Source organism: Lentzea sp. NPDC102401 (genome assembly GCF_044765805.1).
Classification (GTDB): Bacteria; Actinomycetota; Actinomycetes; order Mycobacteriales; family Pseudonocardiaceae; genus Lentzea; species Lentzea sokolovensis.
On sequence record NZ_JBIWKS010000006.1, the window covers coordinates 1 to 16,560 of the forward strand.

The window sequence follows — 16,560 nt, forward strand, 5'->3', positions numbered from 1 at the left end:
GAACTCCTGGGGGTAGGGCTTGGGCACAGCGACATCCTCCCAGCTCACCATCACGGCAAGCCAACTCAGATGTCACCTAAAGGTGCAGCAGACCCGGCGACCTCCTCGTCCTGGGTGTAGCTCTGGCGGTTCATGTTCTCGATGGCCTGGGCGACCGTCAGGTCCAGGGGAGTCGTGCCGGGCGCGTGGACCAGGACGTCGATGAGCAGGTCGGGCTTCTTGTCCTCTTTCACAGCCACCGCGGCGGCATGGCGGTGGTGGCCGACGAGCACCGTGAGGCCTTCTGCCTCGTCAGCGACCGTGATCATCGAGATTCGCGTGTCCAATCCGAACTGTTCGACGGCGGACACCAGGTCAGATCGCTCCTCGCGGACATCCCGCGTCCGACGGGAGTTCTGGTTCGTGCGCAGCGTCCGCGGATCGACGCCGTGCAGGACGTATGGATAGCGGTGAGCCTGATCGGAGGTGGTCCCGGTTACGACCTGCTCGGGGCTCGTGTTGCTCTTGACGCGGAGCTTCCTCATGGTGACGGCCTCTCTTCAGGGTTGATGGCATGGCAAAGCCCCGGCGCGAACGCGTGATGCACCGGGGCGAACGTGGATTTCAGGAGCGGAAGTGACTGCCTCGCTCAGTGCGGGATGAGGCGCCGCTCCGAGTCGCGAATGGCGTCCACGACGGCTTCTCGCCAGGTCAGAGCCCAGCGAGGGCAGTTGTTGCAGATACCGGTGTGCTCACAGCCGGGCAGCCGCAGCCGAGTGCGCCGAGCCTGATCACTCCACGCCGTGCTTCTCTCGCTTGTCTGTGCGGTTGCCGGCCGGGCCGTTCGTGGTGCTCGATGCGGCTGTTCCGGGGTGCAGTGTTCGCGGCGGTGGCTGATATCCAGTGGCGTCACGACCCGTGAGTGGGTTGGCTGTCTTCCGGTGTGGTGAGCGACGGGACGAGGTGGCCAATGGATGGAGACTGCGGCGATGCCTCGGAGGTCACGCTGGACGGCGGTGGCCGGACGGCGGTCAGCCGTCGCGGCGGGGTCGTCTTGCGGGCTCCAGGGCCCTGGTCGGCCACGGTGTTGGGCGTGTTGCGTCATTTGAAGGTGGTCGGTTTCCATGGAGCGCCTCGTGTTGTTGGCACGGGCTTGGATCCGGTCACCGGCCAGGAGACGCTGACCTTCATCGAGGGCGGTTTCGTCCACCCCGGTCCGTGGAGCGATGCCGGGGCCTTCGCCGTCGGTGAGTTGCTGGGTGAATTGCGTCGTGCGACCGCATCGTTTCGGATGCCGGATCGAGCGATATGGCGTCCTTGGTATGGACGGCGGCTCGGTCATCGGGCTCCGGTGATCGGCCACTGTGATGCGGGACCGTGGAATATCGTGGAGCGGGAGGGGTTGCCGGTCGCCTTGATCGACTGGGAGGTGGCTGGTCCGGTTGATCCGGTAGTGGAGTTGGCGCAGGTGTGCTGGTTGAACGCCCAGCTTCACGACGATGACGTGGCCGAACGTGTCGGTCTTGGCTCTCCGGAGGATCGGGCCAGGCAGGTCAGATTGATCGCCGACGGATACGGACTCGGCGCGGCCGATCGTGGTGAACTGGTGGAGACGATCATCACCGTCGCAGTGCAGGACGCGGCCCACGAAGCGATCGAGGCCTCGATCACACCGGACAGCGGTGATCCCGCTCCCCTGTGGGGTCTCGCATGGCGAATCCGGAGCGCAGCCTGGGTGCAACGACACCGGCGGCTTCTGGAGCGAGCTGTAGGTTGATACTGCAAGGATCGTCGGCCACTGGGCGCGAGGCCGTGGCGGACGCGTGATCATCGAACACCGTCCGCTCTACAGCGGAGCCTGAGGAGCGTCGCCCGACCTGCAATCGCCGAACCAGGCGTGACGGCACATCCCGAGCAGTTCGGCGTGCCGTCGACGCCAGTCCGGCATCCAAATTCGCAGACGCTGTCGCCACTGCGGACCGTGAGCGCGCCCGGCGGGCTGAGCGGCGTGAGCCAGCTCGTGGACGAAGACGTACTCGACAAGCGGCATCGGCAAGGCGAAAGCCGTCCAGTGCATCGTCACGAGGTGCTTGTCCGGACCTTCGTAGATGCCCCAGCGCTGCCGGCCGAGATTGCGCACGGCGTAGGAGGGCCCGGACATCCCACCGTCTACTTCGTACCGACGACCTTCCTGTTGCATCCAGGCGAGGCCTGCATCGCGATAGAGGCCCGTGATCGCACGACGGGCGACATCAGGACGTTGACGCTTCGCGTAAAGGATGCCCTCGTCCGCGATCGCGGGAAGCTCGTGGATGCCGGCGGGCGGTGTCTTGACGAGGCGAAGCAGGCATCGGCGACCGAGAAGGTCGAAAGTTTCACCGTCGACGAGTGTTTTGGCGGGATATTGGGGAGCGCAGAGCTCGTAGCGCTCGCGCTGCTGGTTGATCCAAGAGCGCCGTTCGCTGACGAACTTCACTACTCGCTCAGTGGTGGCCGAAGTCGGTACCAAGACGGCGACAGCACCGTTGGACTTGACCCTGATCGTGATCAGCCGGTTCTGCGGGCGGAGTGCCACGGTGGTGCGCCACTCACTGGGAAGCCCGAGAGCTGCCAACGCGGCGAGATGGTTGTCGGCGTTGGTCATCACAGACCGTCCACAAAAGCGATGTGCTCGACAGACGTGGCCACAGTTGCATCACCGGCTCGAAGCAGCTCGTGGACGCCCTGGGAGCTGACGGAGTAGATCGACCCAGGTACACCGTAGGTGCGTCGCCCGAGCTCGTTGGCCATGCCCGCCACCGCGAGCGATCCGCTCCGCCTGCCTGCTTCCACCACAACCGTCGCTCCGGTGAGCGCCGCGAGCAGACGACAACGGGCGTGGAACCGGTGTCGTGTCGGCGCGGCGCCGAACGGATACTCGCTGACCACCAGACCGCCGCTGTCGATCACTGCGCGGTACAGGTCAGCGTGCGCGCGCGGATTTGGCAAGTCGACCCCGTTGGCGAGCACGACGACCGCCCGGCCGCCAGCCGCAAGGGCTCCGCGGATCGCAGCACTGCCGATTCCGTACGAGCCGCAGCTGACGACGGTGATAGCGGCGCGCGCGAATCCGTTGCCGAACTCTTCGGCAACGGACTGGCCGTAGGCGGAAGCAGCACGTGAGCCTGTCACCGTCACGGCTCGCTTCGTGAGGTCGGCCAACGACCCATTCCCCTTGAGCCACAACGTGAGTGGCGCCCCGCGGGCTGTGAGCCCGCTGAGCCGGCCGAACGGCCAGTCGTCGTGCTCAGGTGTGAGAAGACGTGCCTCTCCGCGGTCGATGATGTCCAGGTCGTCGTCGATGTCGACATCGGATCGGCTGCTCTCGCCGAGAACTGTCGCAGGTGCAGTTCCCGATCGGATCTGAGCGACAGTTTCCACCGGACCGTGAACAGCGACGTACTGTTGCAGCGCCGGTGCTGGAGGTTCTGCGACGCGCAACAGGTAGAGACGTGCGCGAAGCTCTGCATCTGAGGACATGATCAGCTCCCTGACAGCGGCCTCGTCAAAAGGGCGAATCGCTTGTAACTTGTTAGAGGGGAACGAAATCCGGCAGTTGGCCGTGTGACATGCAGTAGGCGAGAAGGCGTCCGATGACTGTTTCCCAGCCGTGGTGTTGGTCGCCGTGACGAACCTCGACGAGGACCGTGCCTGCACGCTCCTTGCGGAGCGCCGGGCACGCCGCTGCGGAGAACGCAAAGCACTTCTTGTGCATCGGGCCGCCCTCAGCAACGACACCTTCGGAAACCGCAACCCAGGCTCGTGATCGCCGGTCCAAGGGCTCACCGCAGACCTGGCAAAGCCAGCGCCGCAGTGCCTCCCGGACACGTGCTCCGTTGAGTGCTGCCCAGGCGACCCGGTCGCCGATGACCGGTGTGACCCAGGGGACCTTGCGGCCTTCCATCTCTGGGCGGGGCCACCCCTCGTCAGGTTGGAGGTGTTGGATGACGACGTCGCCTGCGGCGTCTCCTATGAAGGGACAAGTGCCGCGCACGCAGTAGACGTGCCGAAGGTCTTCCTCTGGACGTATTTGCAGGTCGCCCCCGCATTCAGGGCACGAGGGAAACACCGGGATGGCAGCCCACTGTTGGGTACACATTGGACCTTCCTTCAGGTTTGAACGTGAGAAGAAGTTGGGGCGGAGTCGTCATCCCCACTTGCTGTGCTCCCGCCTCCACTTGGCCTCGACCTTGGGCGCGAGCTCCTCAAGCAGGTCGTCCTCGGTGCGGCCGTGCTTCGCCGACAGCGCGGCGAGGATGAGTCGTGCGTCCTCTTGGTGCTCGGCGATGCTGGCGCGGTGGAAGACCACGTTCTGCCGCGTCAAGTACCTGGCGTAGCTCAGCAAGTCGGTATACGAACGTCGGGCGGTGAACTCGGTCTTGATCAGTCCACAGTGCTTGGTGCGCAGGGGAGTGCCATCAGGTGAAGAGACTGCCTTCGCAGCCTTCGCAGCCTTCGCAGCCTTCGCAGCCTTCGCAGCCTTCGCAGCCTTCGCAGCCTTCGCAGCCTTTGCACGTGCCCGTTGCGCTCGCTCGGCGCTCCGTGCGAGCTGGTCAGGGGTCTTGATTCGACTGGTTTGACTTCGAACCTCGACTGGTGCGCTCGGGTAGCACTCGGTGCAGGCGGCCCTGCCTGCCAGATCGACGATCTCCACCTCGTCGTGTCCGGAGAGGTGTGTGAGCCACGCGAACTTTGTGGTGGGGAAGCAGGTTCGACAGGCGGTAGTGCGATGCACGTGGCCGCCGGTGTTGAGCACGAGCCAGGCACGGGTCCAGCCACCGCGCCGTGTGAACTCCTGCTCGAGGGGTGCGGCCTCGGCCTCACACGCGTCGGCAGCAGAACACGCCTGCTCGATCTGGACTATCAACGCGTCGTCCGCGAGATCGATTTCGCCGCGCTCGATGCGATCTCGTCGACGCTTCCTGAGCGCCAAGACAGCTTGCTCCGCCTTGGCGAGTTGCAGGTTGAGGCGCTCGAGCTCGGCGTCGATGTCGCTCGGAGCAGCGGTCGTCAGGTTGTTGATGGGCATGGCTGTTCGCCTCGGCCTTCGTGAGGTGGTGGCTGGAACGAGAAGCGTCAGCGGTACTCGCCGGTGATCTGGATCAGATGGGCCATGTTCACCACGGGGCCGGCCCAATAGCGGACGTGAGCGGGCTCGTCGCCGATTCCCCAGGCGTAGAGCCTGAAGTCGGGGTCGCTCAGGCTCGCCCACTCTGAGCGGTTGCCGAGACCGCCGGGTGTCCGCACTCCGTGCTCGTCGCATCGGTCGACATCGATCTCGCACCAGGGTCCGGCGCGGAGATGCTCGAACACTCGGCTGTAGGGCGCGTCGAACGCAGTGATGTGAGCCTGCTGGCGCGCATCCGCCCACTCGGCCAACGCCGACGCGGACAAGGAACGAGAAGAGGTGATCACCGCGTGTACGGCGTCGACGTCGGTCAGGCCGCCGTGGTCACTGCTGTCGGCGTGGGCTATCGTCGTCGGACTCGTGAACCACAACGTGATCCATTGGGGTCCGCGGTGCCAGCCGCGGGCGAAGCCTCGGATGCCGTCACCGATCTCTGAGATCGGGATCGGGGGCAGCGCTCCTTGGAGGCCCTGATCAGGCCGAGGCGTCCAGTTGTTGGAGCGGAGGTCGTCGTCCACATTCCGGTACAGCATGTCGGTCGTCTGCGCACCCGCGTAGCCGTGTGCGGCCCGACTGAGGGTCTGCGCCAACCCGTTCATCCGACCCGTGATGTTGCGCAGACCTTGTAGGGGAAGGGGCTCCGAGCTCAGGGCGTCGTCTGCCAGGCCGGCAACCTGGCACCGAAGTTCGGCGGCGAGCGCGGCCAGCTCCAGGAGACTGGCGGCTTGCGCTCGGTTGACCCTCTCGAACGAGTCTGCGCGAGCTCGCTCCCTCGCGAGTTCTGCACGCGCCGACTCAGCGGCATGGCGATCCTGAGACATCGTGCTGCCCCCTTTCGTGTTATTAACGCGGCGGGTTCCAGAAATTTCGGCAAGGCGCGTGAGGTCCCGCGCGCTATGCGGCGGAGAGATAGCCGGCGCTGGGAAAAACGTCCAACTCAGGTAGGTGCTGTTCCCTGAAGGCCTGCCAGGCCACTTCGGAATTGGCGCGAGCGCGATTTCGTGCCTTGTCGAGGGGGTTAAGGCCGCGCTGCTGCTCGGTTTCCTGATTGAGTCGCTGCCGGACGAGCCACGTAACGGCCTGGACCTGGTGCGCCGCCATAAGGCGGCCGGAGCTGGCGGTCGTCAGTTCTGAAGCAAGTCGATACTGATCGACCACGTGGTCGTAGTGCCGACGGCTGATCGAACCGTCGCGGCGCCTGGCCCCCTTGAGAGGCGCGGAGCCGTACTCCTCGGTGGTGATCGGGTGGCCGATCGCGACCGAGATCGCGTGCCGGTCCACCACGACGTGCGGATCTTCCGCATCCTTGTCGCCGCCGTGCTCGATCAGGTGGGCGAAGTCGCGGATCTTCGGACCAGTGAGGAGGTCCTCGTACCGCTCGCCTGACAGGAGGCGATCGGCAGCACGCCTCTGCTGGGCAGACGCGAACGCTCCTGAGTCTGGGCCGCCGATCCCCTTGCCTTCTTGGAGTACGCGGGCTGCGGTGAGGATGTTTTCGATCCAGCCCTGCTGGGGCGAATAGATGGCCAACATTCCTGCGCCGAGATGAGCATTGCCATCCGCGATTGCTACGGCGACGTGGTTGGCATCCCGATACCAGCGTATGCCTCGCTCGATTTCATCGGACGATGCCAACTTGTAGTGTTGCACGATATTTTCAGGGCTAACCGAGTGGATCTGGAACCACGGATGATCGCAAGCGGGATTCATGTTGTCAGTTCCTCGCGTTCGATTCATGAAAACTGACAGGTCCAGTTGAGTGCGCACCTAAAGGCCAGCCGCGCCCCTCGGGAATGCGGCCGGCCTTTGTGAACGTGCTCAGGCGACGAACTAGTCGATGCGGACGACGTGTCGGCAGTGCCTGGCGGAGGAAGATCTGCTTCAACTCCCGCTATGCACGCGTCCGTTCACTGCACACAGCGCAGTGTTGTCCCGCGTGCGGCGGGCGCACACGAAATGCACTGGCGCGCCGAGAAGGGCAAGCCCCTCTTTTGGGCTTGAGCTTCTCGGTGGGACGGTGCATCGTGTGGGTCGCCCGCCGCACGCGGGACAACACCGGGACTTCGCCTCAACTCTGTTGGACTAGGAACCAACTTAAGAACTCACTCGACTGCATGATTCGACGACCTCGGCGCTAGCGCATTGGACAAGCTCCAAGCGCGAACCGCGTGGTGGAGTTAGCCTGCCTGAGCAGGCCAATCTTCGACCGGGGGGACGGAGCGATGGCGGCCGACTGGTTGTTGGTCGAGACCTTCGGGGGTTCTCGTTGCGAGCCGACGGTGCTCGCTGTTGGAAGCAACCCGAAGAACATGGTTCCGCTTCGTTCGGTGCTCGGGCGTGGGCCCTTCCTCGCCGACGCGCTCGGCGTCACCGCGCGCATTGTCGACGGGGGTCGGTCAGTCGAGGTCCGGACCACCACGGGCAAACGTCGTGTGATCGGTCACCCGTTGCTTGCCTATGGCGGGCTGGTCCACGGCGTCTACCTGTGGGTGGGGCCGCTGGATGAGGATCCGCCGCCGCGCGATCCTGCTGGTGCCTGGCACATCAACCTCACGTTGCACGTGAGCAGTCGGTCCGACGATCTGTTGCGGCTGTACGGGACGAGACCGGACAAGTGGCGAAACGAGCACGACCTCGCTGAACTCTTCGCCTATCAGCGGCTGACGACCAACGCAGACGAGGCCAAGGCGCTGGCGCTCATCGTCAATGCGAGGACGGGTGCGGAGCACCTGGCGACGTGGACCGTGAACCGGGACGACGGTGAACGGCGGGCCGTGCACTTCGCGTGCCGGTGCGTCGAGATGAAAACTCCCGGCGGCAGGGTAGAGCTGATCGTCCGCGGAATTACGCATGACATCGGATCCGCGGAGAGCGTACCGACCGCGCCGCCTCCAACGCCGGTGCTGCTCGCTCAGCAGATCATCGCGGCGGAGGCAACGCCCGGCCGATGGCGAGCGATCGCCGACCTGCGCACCATGAGGCTCTTGAAGTGGCTCGACAGCCCCATGCCAGGGCTCGCTTGGACGCTGCAGGCACAACACCGTCCCGCGATTCACCGTGAAGACCTGCGCAGTGCGGTCGGCCTGTCGAAGGAGCTGGTGTCGAGCGGACGGGCGGACGGCGTTCTACGGTTCCGCATGGAGGACGGAGAGTGGATGAAAGTAGCGGTATCCGCTGCCCTCATCGCTCTGGATCAACACACCAAAGCGGCGCTCGTCACCCTGACCCTCTCCGATCGTGGGAAGGTCGACTGAGTTGCCAGCCGCGGGGAAGGTGCCAGATCTTGAGCTGCTTCGAGGGCAAGGTCGCGGTGATCACCGGGGCTGGGGCGGGGATCGGGCGAGCTCTGGCCGTTGAGCTCGCGCGACGTGGGGCACGGCTCTCGCTGCTTGATCACGACGCTGATGGTCTTGAGGAAGTCGCTCACCGCTGCGAATCGATCGGCGCGCAGGTGGTGGCCGAGGTCGTCGATGTGACGGACTGGAACGGTGTGGAGGCAGCGGCCGCCGCGACGACCTCAGCGTTGGGTGGCGTCGACTCGGTGTTCGCGGCCGCCGGGATCATCCACCGTGGCAGTCTGCTCGACTCCGACGTCGCGGACATCGAGCGCGTCATGTCGGTGAACTGGCGGGGGCTGATGTACACGGTCAAGGCGCATCTTCCTGCCCTCATCAGCTCGCCGGTCGGCCGGATCGTGACGTTCTCAAGCGCTTTCGGCCTGCTGGCGATGCCGAAGTACAGCGCTTACAACTCGTCGAAGTTCGCGGTCCGTGGCTTCAGCGAGTCGCTGCGGCAGGAGCTCACATCCGCAGGCGCACCGGTGTCGGTGACGTGTGTCTTCCCTGGGGGAGTGCGGACTTCGATCGTCCGCAATGGACTCTTTGCGGCTGGCGAGCCTCGTGACGCGGTGATCCGGGGCTTCGAGAAGCGCGTCGCGCGCACCGATCCCGAACGAGCTGCGGCGATCGTCCTGAGTGGAGCTGAACGCCGTCGAGCGCGGGTGTTCGTGGGGAACGACGCTCGGCTGGTCGCGATCCTCGCACGCCTTGCCGGCGGCCACTATCAGGACTTGGTTCCTGCGGCAGGACGGCTCCTCCGGCGGGTCCGGCGTCCGTTCCGTCGGTCATGACCCAGATCGGTGACATGGTTTGACGTGATCGGGAGCACTGCATAGGCTGGACCAATCGGACTATTCCGATTGGGTTGGCTTTGTCGCTATCGGGCTGATCCCTGAAACGCAGTGGTGAGGCAGCTTTGCGCTGACCTCGAACGCGATCGGGGATCGACATGTCTTGGCGAACGTCAGCTTCCAGCAACCACCGTCTGGGACCTCGCGGCGCGCTGTCGCGGTCATCGGCGTGGATCCCGCCTGCAGGACGTTCCTCCGCTCACGGGCCTGTGATGGCCCGGTTGCTGTCGTACTGGTACCTCGGCGTGGTCACGGGGCCACCAGTGGTGCTCGCCTGGTTCTCAATCGCCTCAACATCCGTTAGCTCAAGGCACGTCGACTGGTTGAACCGACGTGTCGCGATGAAGCCATGCCAAAGGGGAGGACAGAGATGAACGCCGAGCTGGAGAAGTCGCCTCAGGTCAGCGCTCCTGAGCGGTTCGCGTGCATTCTGAGGCAGTTCACCGAGGGGCAGCCGTCGAAGAGGCTCTCCGACCTGAGCGCCGGAGCCGGGTTGCCGATCAGCACTACGCACCGGTTGCTGAAGGGCTTGGTCGACAACAACGTGCTGGTGCGTGATGAGGACGGGCGCTATCAGGTTGGACCGCTGATGCGCGCGATCGCCGATCAGCTCGACCACACGGATCTGGTGAGCTGACGGCAAAGACCTCGTCGGCGGACCATCAGCTCGCCGACGCACCTGAGGCGCACGGTCGTACGCGGATTTCGCCGGCCGTGCGCTTCGCTGTCGGTGGGTCTCTGGCGGAGTCGTGCAGCTCGGCCACGCTCGACGGAAGGCTCGCGCTCATTGTGAGCGCGAGCCTTCCTGGGATCAGATGATGCGCGCTCGCTGGGCACGTGGGCGCGCATTAACCTGACTATGCGATGCAGGTTGGCTGGTACCAGTCGATGAACTGCATGGAGACCCAGCCTCTGACGCCGTTGCGCAGGTTTGTGGTCAGCATCCAGTCGTTGTCCTTGTAGTCATCTGGCCATTTCGGCCAGCTGTAACGGTCGCCACGCATGGACTGACCGAGGATTGGCAGGCCGCCCGGCGTCGCTCGGATGTTGACCCAGTCACCGGTCGAGAACGGGTAGCCAGCGCAGTCCCTCGTGGATGCGGTGGGCTGTGGCGCGGGCTCGCTGGTTGCGGCCTCGGCGTTGACGGCGCCGATGCCGAACAACGTGGTGGCAATGGCCAGCACGCTCGTGAATCGGCTGATGGACATGCGAATCATAGTCGGCCTCTCTTGATTTCAATCAGTGGAGCGTCGGCGCATATGCCTTGCGCCTGATTGCGCCTTCGCTCTGTGAACTAAGAGAAGCTCGATATGGGTTTGGCGTCAACGAATCGTGCGAATATTGGTTAGCGGCGACTCTGTCATATTTCTTTGCATGACAGAGTGCCGGTTCGGGGATCCTCGCCGGCAATCTGTGCGGCTTGCTTTGGTGACGTCAGTACGAAGAGTGCGGCATCATGCGGCAGTCCTGATTTCGTGGTGCCGAGCCTCATACAGGGTGGCGGTACGGTCGAACGCGGCCTGAACCTCCAGTGGCGCCACGTGCAGTGCCTGCGCCAGCCGACGAGTGATCGTGCCAGGTACCTGGCCGGTGAGGAGATACCGGTCGACGGTGTCGGTGGCTAGCCCCAGGAACGCGGACAGCAGCGGCGCGCTTTCGTCGGCGGTGCCGAGGCGGCCGGTGAGCTCCCAGAACTGCAGACGGCCCAGGTTGGTCGCGCTGCGCACGGCCAACTCGGCCGTGGTGAGCGCGTAGTTCATGCGCAGATCTGCAAGCGAGGGTTCGCCATCAGGTGGGTAGAGCAGGTCTGCGCGCCTCACATGCAGCGCCTGTGCGGCGGCGCGGAGGTTGCGTGCGGACGGTGTGCTCACGCCGGTTTCCCGCCGCACAACGGTTTGCTGCGACAGGTTGGTCATGCGGCCGAGGCTCTGGCGGCTCATCCGTGCCTTGCGCACAGCGTGGAACACCTCAGGGTTGAACCGCGGGCATTCGTCGATTGCTCTCCTAGGCATTGCTTGTGCCCCTTCGGTTTCAGGCTGTGCGGCTCGGTGAGTTGATCAGCGGGGACCTCGGAGGCGGGGGCTCGCTGGATCGAGGTACAGAGGCGGCGCCGGCTTGCTCCAGCGCTTCCAGCAATGCGTGGGAGATACCTGGCGCCGCGGCGAAGACCGGGTCGCCCAGTTGTGTGCCTGGTCCTCTGTGGCCTGGCCAGTGGACGGTTGCGCCTGCTTCGTGAGCGATGAGAAGGCCGGCGGCGGCCGCCCTCAGGCCGACGTCGTGCTCGACGTAGGCCGTCAGCCATCCTGCCGCGACATGGCAGAGCTCCAGAGCAGGTGCGCCGCCACATCGCAGGTCGGCGACCTGCGGCAGGAGCCTCGTCACCAGCTCGGCCTGATCCGCGCGGATAGCTGCTGCAGCGGAGAATCCAGTGCCGATCAGTGCATCGTCCAGCAGCTGTGTCGATCCAACGCGGATCTCGAGCCAGTCCGTGGAGATAGAGGGGTCGCGCAGGTGAGCGCCCTGCCCCAGGCCTGCCATCCAGAGCCGACGGCTGTGCGGTTCAGCAACCGCAGCTGCCAGGACGACGTCGTCGAGCGCGGCTGCGACGGAGACCGCGTAGCTGGGCAATCCGCTGACGTAGTTGTCGACACCGTTGAGCGGGTCGATGATCCACGTGATTTGGCCGGACGTGGCTGGCTCCTCGCCGAGTACTGCGTCTCCGGGACGATGCAGCGAGACCAGTTCGCGAGTCAGGTGTTCGGAAGACATGCTGGCTGGCACGAGCAGGCCGCAGGAAGTGTGGCGGGCGCCTCGGTACGGCCCCCCGGCAGTCCGCAGACGGTCGGACCAGATCTGGCGTGCCGCGTGTGCGGCAACGTGTCCGGCGAATGCCGTTAGTCGCTCGACGCGTGTGAACACGAGTAAGTCCCCCTTTGGCGCGAATAGGCGAGCGAATGCACCAAGGCATCGACATGCCCAGGTTGTCGTGATGCGCGTGGGGGAGGAGAGGTGTTTCACCCTACACCAATAATGCCGTGGCTTGCCAAATCTTTCGATCAACGGAATTCGGCGCGGTTTCGGCTACTGTCCCGGGCTTCCGCGAGTTGGAAGAATGCCTGCCGAGAGGTCGTGGTGTATGTCGCGCTCAGCTGTCCTGCAGGGGTCGGGGCCTGCAACTTTGCACGTCTTGGCTGCTAGATCGGCGACAGAACCATGCATTCGTGTGAACGTATGTAGGTGCAGCAGCTGGGAAGTGAGCCTGTGTTGCCGCGGTAGGCCGCCTTGGCGTCCGAGTTTGGCTGATTGTTTGGGTGAGTGTGGCGGGACGCTTCTGCTGTGCGGGAATTTCGCATTCGTTTGGGTATAGGAGTTCGAATGTTGCACCGACGCAGGATTTCCCCTGACCTCTTCGGTGGTCGCAGACTGGACCTCACGCGCATCGTGGCTCTGACGGTCGGGGCCGCGGTCCTGCTGACTGCGTGCACCTGCGTAGAGCGGGCTCGTCCAGGGCGAGGCCTGTCTCCGCCTGCTCGAGCGACGTCGGCCGCGACCGCTTCAACCCGAGCGGTGAAGGTCGAAACCTTCGCCGCCGCGGTCGTCGGGCAGATGACGGGCGGCGACAACAACGGCACGGGCCTCGTGAACGGCGAAGGTGTGCTCCTGGAAAGCACCAACAGATCTGAGGGCGGAGGGATCCGTGCGATCGACGCCGCAAGTGTCGGCGCTCACGTAATTCCTGGCGCCTGTGCTCACGTAATTCCGCAGGTGGTGGGTCCGTGGTGATGTTCTACCCGGTTGCCTCCTGGCTGGTTGCGGCGGCTCGGTTGGGGCGCTTGTTGGGTCGGTAGCTGGGGCCGTTCATGAAGACCTGGTGGCTGGTGTTGATGAGTCGGTCGAGCAGGGACTCGGCGACCACTGGATTGGGGAACAGCGGATACCAGTCCACCGGCGACCGGTTGGACGTCAGGACCAGCGAGCGACCGGCCGCGGCGCGCTCGGAGATCAACTCGTAGAGATCGTCGGCTTGCGGTGCGGTGAGCTCGCGCATGCCGAAGTCGTCGAGGATCAGCACCGCGGGTTTCGCCAGTTCCCGCAGGCGTTTGTCCCAGCTGCGGTCGGCGTGCCCGCCGGCCAGGGTGGCCAGGACGCGGCTGGTCTTGGCGAACCGGACATCCGCGCCATGACGGATCGCCAGATGTCCGAGTCCTTGTGCGACATGGGTTTTCCCGACACCGACCGGCCCGTAGAGGATCACGCTCTCGCCCGCGGCGAGCCAGCGCAGCGCGGCGAGGTCCCGGATCTGCGCGGCGGGCAGTTTCGGGCTGGCGGCGAAGTCGAAGCCTTCCAGGGTGGACTGTTCCTCGAACTGGGCCCGCCGGATCCGACGGGCGATGGCCTGGGACTCGCGTCGGGCGACCTCGTCATGGCAGAGCACCTGCAGGAACTCGATGTGACCGAGTTCCCCGGCCCTTGCCTGGGCCAGCCGGGCCTCGAGGGTCTGCAGCATCCCTGACAGTTTCAAGCTGCGCAGCGCTTGCTCCAGCGCGACGTCGATGATCATGCCGACACCTCGGGCTCGTCGTTCGTGATGGCGGTGCCCGTGACGGGCGCGGTGGCCGCGGTGGGCATGGCCACGACGTTCACGAACAGCCGCGAAGGACCATGCAGGAACGCCGCGGCACCACCATCACCGGTCGCTGGTGGTGGCGGGTCTTTCTCCAGTCCGGCGGCCAGGATCCCTTTGATGGTGCGGTAGGACGGGTCACCGACCGCGATCGCCTTGGCGCAGGCCGCTTCGAGCCGGGCCGGTCCGTGCTTGTCGGCCAAGCCGAGCACGCCCTGAGCAGCGCGCAACCGGAACAGGGCGTTGACCTCCAACAATTCGGAGATCACCGCGACACACGCCTGACCGACCTCGCTCGCGCGGGTGCGGCACCAGACCGGGGTCCGCATCCGGAACGCGATCTTCTCCGGCGGATAGTGAGCGAAGTCGGTCTGCTTCCCGGCCGGCTTGCGCGGATGGGTGGCGATCAGCTCACCGGAATCGAAGATCTGCACCATCGACTGCGTCGCTCGGGCGTCGACCCGCCGGCCGATATGACGCCACGGCACCGAATACAGCGTCTTGCCGACCTTGACGTGGATGTCCGGGCCGATCGTGCCAGTGGACCAGGTGGCAAGCACGAAAGGCTTACGCGGCAACGCAAGCAGCGCTTCAGCCTCCACCGCCTCGAACACCGAGACAGGGGAAGCGCCAGCCAGCGGCCGGGCCGAGCGACGCCCGGCCACCTCCCGGCACCACACCAGCGCGGCATCCTGCATCTGTTGCAGCGACACGAAATCACGACCCCGCCAGAACGAGTCCCGGACATAGGGCATCGGCCGTTCCACCCGCGGCTTGTCCTTCGGCTTGCCGCGACGCGCGGGGTCCACGAGGGTTCCGTAGTGCGCGGCGAGCTCGGCATAGGAGCGGTTGATCTTCGGGTCATACAGGTCAGTGCGATCGACACCGGTGCGCAAGTTGTCGGGCACCAACCGGTGCGGCACTCCGCCGAAGAACGCGAACGCCTCGACATGCGCCTTGGTCCAGGCCCGCTGGTCCATCGTCAGCACCGGCCGCACGAACATCAACCGCGAGCAGGCCAACACCATCACGAACACCCACACCCGCCGTTTCCGGCCGCCGACCGGGTCGGTCCACGAGCCGAGATAGCCGTAGTCGATCTGGGCTTCCTCACCCGGCGGCGGATCCTCGCGCAGCACGGTGACCTGGGCGCGCCGGTTGTCCTCGGGCAGGTTCGCCGCGACATACCGTTTCAGCGACGCCACCGACGCCTGCAAGCCGTGCTCACTCGACAGGCGCTGCCAGATCGTCTGCTTGGTGACTCCGGCCGCGAGCATCGCCACGATGTAGTCGCGGTGCTGCTCGATCTCCGGCCACGTCGTCTGCCGCAGCCGCATGTCCGCCAGCTCCGGGAACCAGCCCCGCACCAGCTCGGCCCACTGCTCGGCCGTCCTGGCGGGTCCCGCCCGGCTTCAGCCCGGCGTTCACCGCCGGGGTCACGTACTTCTTCACTGTCTTGCGATCCACACCCAGGCTGGTCCCGATCTCACTCTGCGACCTACCCGCATGCCAATGGACCAAGATCTCGGTCACGTCGACCACGTTGAACGTTCTCCTCGCCACACGGGCCTCCGTCAGCTTGATCCAACGGAGGCAGCTTTCGTTCTGCGAGGACCACACCGACGGCGACACGCTCACCGTCCCGGTGAGGAATTACGTGAGCGCCGACCTGAGGAATTACGTGAGCGGCAACCGCTCTAACCTGGGGAAATCCGTGAGCGCCGACACGCAAGCGGTGTGGAGCGAATCCAGCTGACGGATCAGCTTGGCCGCACGATGTCGGGAGTCGCCTTCAGCTCGCGTCCGAGCCAGCCAGGCATCGTGTGGCAGCTGACCCTGAGGGACGGTGTCGCGATCGCTCGCGACCAGTCCACTTTGGTCGAGCAGCGCCAGGTGTCCTACCGAGGCGAAGGCTGGGGGCTGTGCGACGACGGAACCCAGCTGGTGCAAAGCGAAGGGTCGATGCGACTCGTACTGCGAGGCGCGGACACCTTCGCCGAGAAGGGCGTGATTGAGGTGGACGGCGGGTGGTGGTCGAGCGGCGCCTTGGCGAACTGGAGTGCGTGCGCGACGGTGAAAGGCGTCAGGTGTGGGCAAGCCTCGTGGACACCAGCTGGCTGCTACGCGTTGACCTTGAAGCGCGGGCAGTAACCGCGGTCGCTGACCTCGCTCCGGCCATGGCGGGATCGGTAGCTGTGGAGGCAGATGTGATCAGCGGTATCGCGTCGGTTCAAGGTGCGCGCAACGAATTCTGGCTGTCGGGAAGTGGTTGGCCTCGGCCGGTGAAGGTCCGGCTGGCGGCGAGGCCGCAGTAGCGCGGCGCTGGCGACCGCGAAGCCGGTGCGGGAGCAGGAGGCGAGCGATGCGTAGTGATCACTTGCCAGGACCGCCCCGCGGCCACCAGCGCTGAGGGTCCGTCAGCGACCGCATCGCCGTATCCGACCCGCCGATCGCGCACAGGCTCGGCAGGCTGGCGGCGAGGATCTGCAAGGAGTTTCGGTGGCCGTGGCCGATGAGCAGGATGCCCAGGTAGAGCTGGTCATCGGCCAGTTCCACGGCGCGCCAGCAACGCGCAGGACGTGCGGAGATCGTCGACCCTGA

Annotated in this window: 17 protein-coding genes and 2 pseudogenes; 7 read left to right on the forward strand and 12 right to left on the reverse strand. The window is 65.4% G+C overall.

Going from position 1 to position 16,560, the window contains the following annotated elements; all coding sequences use genetic code 11:
- Nucleotides 1–65: 65 nt before the first annotated feature.
- Nucleotides 66–524 carry a hypothetical protein gene (locus ACIRG5_RS21565; protein WP_402907104.1) on the reverse strand — a complete coding sequence of 153 codons (459 nt, stop codon included), beginning with the start codon at nucleotides 522–524 and terminating at the stop codon, nucleotides 66–68.
- A 548-nt stretch (nucleotides 525–1,072) separates the two neighbouring features.
- Here ACIRG5_RS21565 and ACIRG5_RS21570 point away from each other — a divergent pair.
- The gene (locus ACIRG5_RS21570) at nucleotides 1,073–1,756 is read left to right on the forward strand and encodes a phosphotransferase (RefSeq protein WP_402907106.1); all 684 of its coding nucleotides are present in this window, start codon (nucleotides 1,073–1,075) and stop codon (nucleotides 1,754–1,756) included.
- Between the two features lie 69 nt (nucleotides 1,757–1,825).
- On the opposite strand, the gene ACIRG5_RS21575 is transcribed toward ACIRG5_RS21570, so the two are convergent.
- The 5 genes from ACIRG5_RS21575 to ACIRG5_RS21595 all read right to left on the reverse strand — a co-directional run bounded on the left by ACIRG5_RS21575 (nucleotide 1,826) and on the right by ACIRG5_RS21595 (nucleotide 6,856).
- The gene (locus ACIRG5_RS21575; RefSeq protein ID WP_402907108.1) at nucleotides 1,826–2,623 is read right to left on the reverse strand and encodes a YgjP-like metallopeptidase domain-containing protein; all 798 of its coding nucleotides are present in this window, start codon (nucleotides 2,621–2,623) and stop codon (nucleotides 1,826–1,828) included.
- Nucleotides 2,623–3,675, reverse strand: coding sequence for a DNA-processing protein DprA (locus ACIRG5_RS21580; RefSeq protein ID WP_402907110.1), 1,053 nt, complete (start codon nucleotides 3,673–3,675; stop codon nucleotides 2,623–2,625). Before ACIRG5_RS21580 ends, ACIRG5_RS21575 begins: the two co-directional genes overlap by 1 nt.
- A 490-nt stretch (nucleotides 3,676–4,165) precedes the next feature.
- Entirely contained in the window at nucleotides 4,166–5,047 is an 882-nt protein-coding gene (locus tag ACIRG5_RS21585; RefSeq protein ID WP_402907111.1) for a hypothetical protein, read from the reverse strand.
- A gap of 47 nt (nucleotides 5,048–5,094) precedes the next feature.
- Nucleotides 5,095–5,745, reverse strand: coding sequence for a hypothetical protein (locus ACIRG5_RS21590; RefSeq protein ID WP_402907112.1), 651 nt, complete (start codon nucleotides 5,743–5,745; stop codon nucleotides 5,095–5,097).
- A gap of 295 nt (nucleotides 5,746–6,040) precedes the next feature.
- Nucleotides 6,041–6,856 (reverse strand): hypothetical protein, encoded by an 816-nt coding sequence (locus tag ACIRG5_RS21595; protein ID WP_402907114.1) that lies wholly within the window; start codon nucleotides 6,854–6,856, stop codon nucleotides 6,041–6,043.
- A gap of 512 nt (nucleotides 6,857–7,368) precedes the next feature.
- Between ACIRG5_RS21595 and ACIRG5_RS21600 the strand changes: the two genes are divergently transcribed.
- The 3 genes from ACIRG5_RS21600 to ACIRG5_RS21610 all read left to right on the forward strand — a co-directional run bounded on the left by ACIRG5_RS21600 (nucleotide 7,369) and on the right by ACIRG5_RS21610 (nucleotide 9,972).
- Nucleotides 7,369–8,400, forward strand: coding sequence for a GAF domain-containing protein (locus ACIRG5_RS21600; RefSeq protein ID WP_402907116.1), 1,032 nt, complete (start codon nucleotides 7,369–7,371; stop codon nucleotides 8,398–8,400).
- A gap of 29 nt (nucleotides 8,401–8,429) precedes the next feature.
- A complete protein-coding gene (locus tag ACIRG5_RS21605) occupies nucleotides 8,430–9,275 on the forward strand; it encodes an SDR family NAD(P)-dependent oxidoreductase (RefSeq protein WP_402907118.1) in 846 nt (281 codons plus the stop codon).
- Between the two features lie 430 nt (nucleotides 9,276–9,705).
- Nucleotides 9,706–9,972: a helix-turn-helix domain-containing protein gene (locus tag ACIRG5_RS21610; RefSeq protein WP_402907120.1), complete on the forward strand. Its 267-nt coding sequence runs from the start codon at nucleotides 9,706–9,708 to the stop codon at nucleotides 9,970–9,972.
- Between the two features lie 220 nt (nucleotides 9,973–10,192).
- On the opposite strand, the gene ACIRG5_RS21615 is transcribed toward ACIRG5_RS21610, so the two are convergent.
- The 3 genes from ACIRG5_RS21615 to ACIRG5_RS21625 all read right to left on the reverse strand — a co-directional run bounded on the left by ACIRG5_RS21615 (nucleotide 10,193) and on the right by ACIRG5_RS21625 (nucleotide 12,104).
- Nucleotides 10,193–10,543: a hypothetical protein gene (locus tag ACIRG5_RS21615; RefSeq protein ID WP_402907122.1), complete on the reverse strand. Its 351-nt coding sequence runs from the start codon at nucleotides 10,541–10,543 to the stop codon at nucleotides 10,193–10,195.
- A gap of 246 nt (nucleotides 10,544–10,789) precedes the next feature.
- Nucleotides 10,790–11,290, reverse strand: a complete 501-nt coding sequence (locus ACIRG5_RS21620) for a helix-turn-helix transcriptional regulator (protein ID WP_402907124.1) — start codon at nucleotides 11,288–11,290, stop codon at nucleotides 10,790–10,792.
- Between the two features lie 76 nt (nucleotides 11,291–11,366).
- Complete coding sequence (locus ACIRG5_RS21625; RefSeq protein WP_402907125.1) at nucleotides 11,367–12,104, reverse strand: inositol monophosphatase family protein; 738 nt, start codon at nucleotides 12,102–12,104, stop codon at nucleotides 11,367–11,369.
- A gap of 798 nt (nucleotides 12,105–12,902) precedes the next feature.
- On the opposite strand from ACIRG5_RS21625, the gene ACIRG5_RS21630 reads away from it, so the two are divergent.
- Nucleotides 12,903–13,118: a hypothetical protein gene (locus tag ACIRG5_RS21630; protein ID WP_402907127.1), complete on the forward strand. Its 216-nt coding sequence runs from the start codon at nucleotides 12,903–12,905 to the stop codon at nucleotides 13,116–13,118.
- Nucleotides 13,119–13,122: 4 nt separating this feature from the next.
- On the opposite strand, the gene istB is transcribed toward ACIRG5_RS21630, so the two are convergent.
- The gene (gene istB / locus ACIRG5_RS21635; RefSeq protein ID WP_402907129.1) at nucleotides 13,123–13,896 is read right to left on the reverse strand and encodes an IS21-like element helper ATPase IstB; all 774 of its coding nucleotides are present in this window, start codon (nucleotides 13,894–13,896) and stop codon (nucleotides 13,123–13,125) included.
- A pseudogene (gene istA, locus ACIRG5_RS21640) lies at nucleotides 13,893–15,501 on the reverse strand (IS21 family transposase). Before istA ends, istB begins: the two are co-directional and overlap by 4 nt.
- A 234-nt stretch (nucleotides 15,502–15,735) precedes the next feature.
- On the opposite strand from istA, the pseudogene ACIRG5_RS21645 reads away from it, so the two are divergent.
- Nucleotides 15,736–15,969 (forward strand): annotated as a pseudogene (locus tag ACIRG5_RS21645) (glutaminyl-peptide cyclotransferase); the annotation flags it as partial.
- A 17-nt stretch (nucleotides 15,970–15,986) separates the two neighbouring features.
- Nucleotides 15,987–16,274 carry a glutaminyl-peptide cyclotransferase gene (locus ACIRG5_RS21650; RefSeq protein ID WP_402907131.1) on the forward strand — a complete coding sequence of 96 codons (288 nt, stop codon included), beginning with the start codon at nucleotides 15,987–15,989 and terminating at the stop codon, nucleotides 16,272–16,274.
- A gap of 58 nt (nucleotides 16,275–16,332) precedes the next feature.
- Here the strand turns inward: ACIRG5_RS21650 and ACIRG5_RS21655 are convergent, their stop codons facing one another.
- Nucleotides 16,333–16,515 carry a hypothetical protein gene (locus ACIRG5_RS21655; RefSeq protein WP_402907133.1) on the reverse strand — a complete coding sequence of 61 codons (183 nt, stop codon included), beginning with the start codon at nucleotides 16,513–16,515 and terminating at the stop codon, nucleotides 16,333–16,335.
- Between the last annotated feature and the right edge of the window lie 45 nt (nucleotides 16,516–16,560).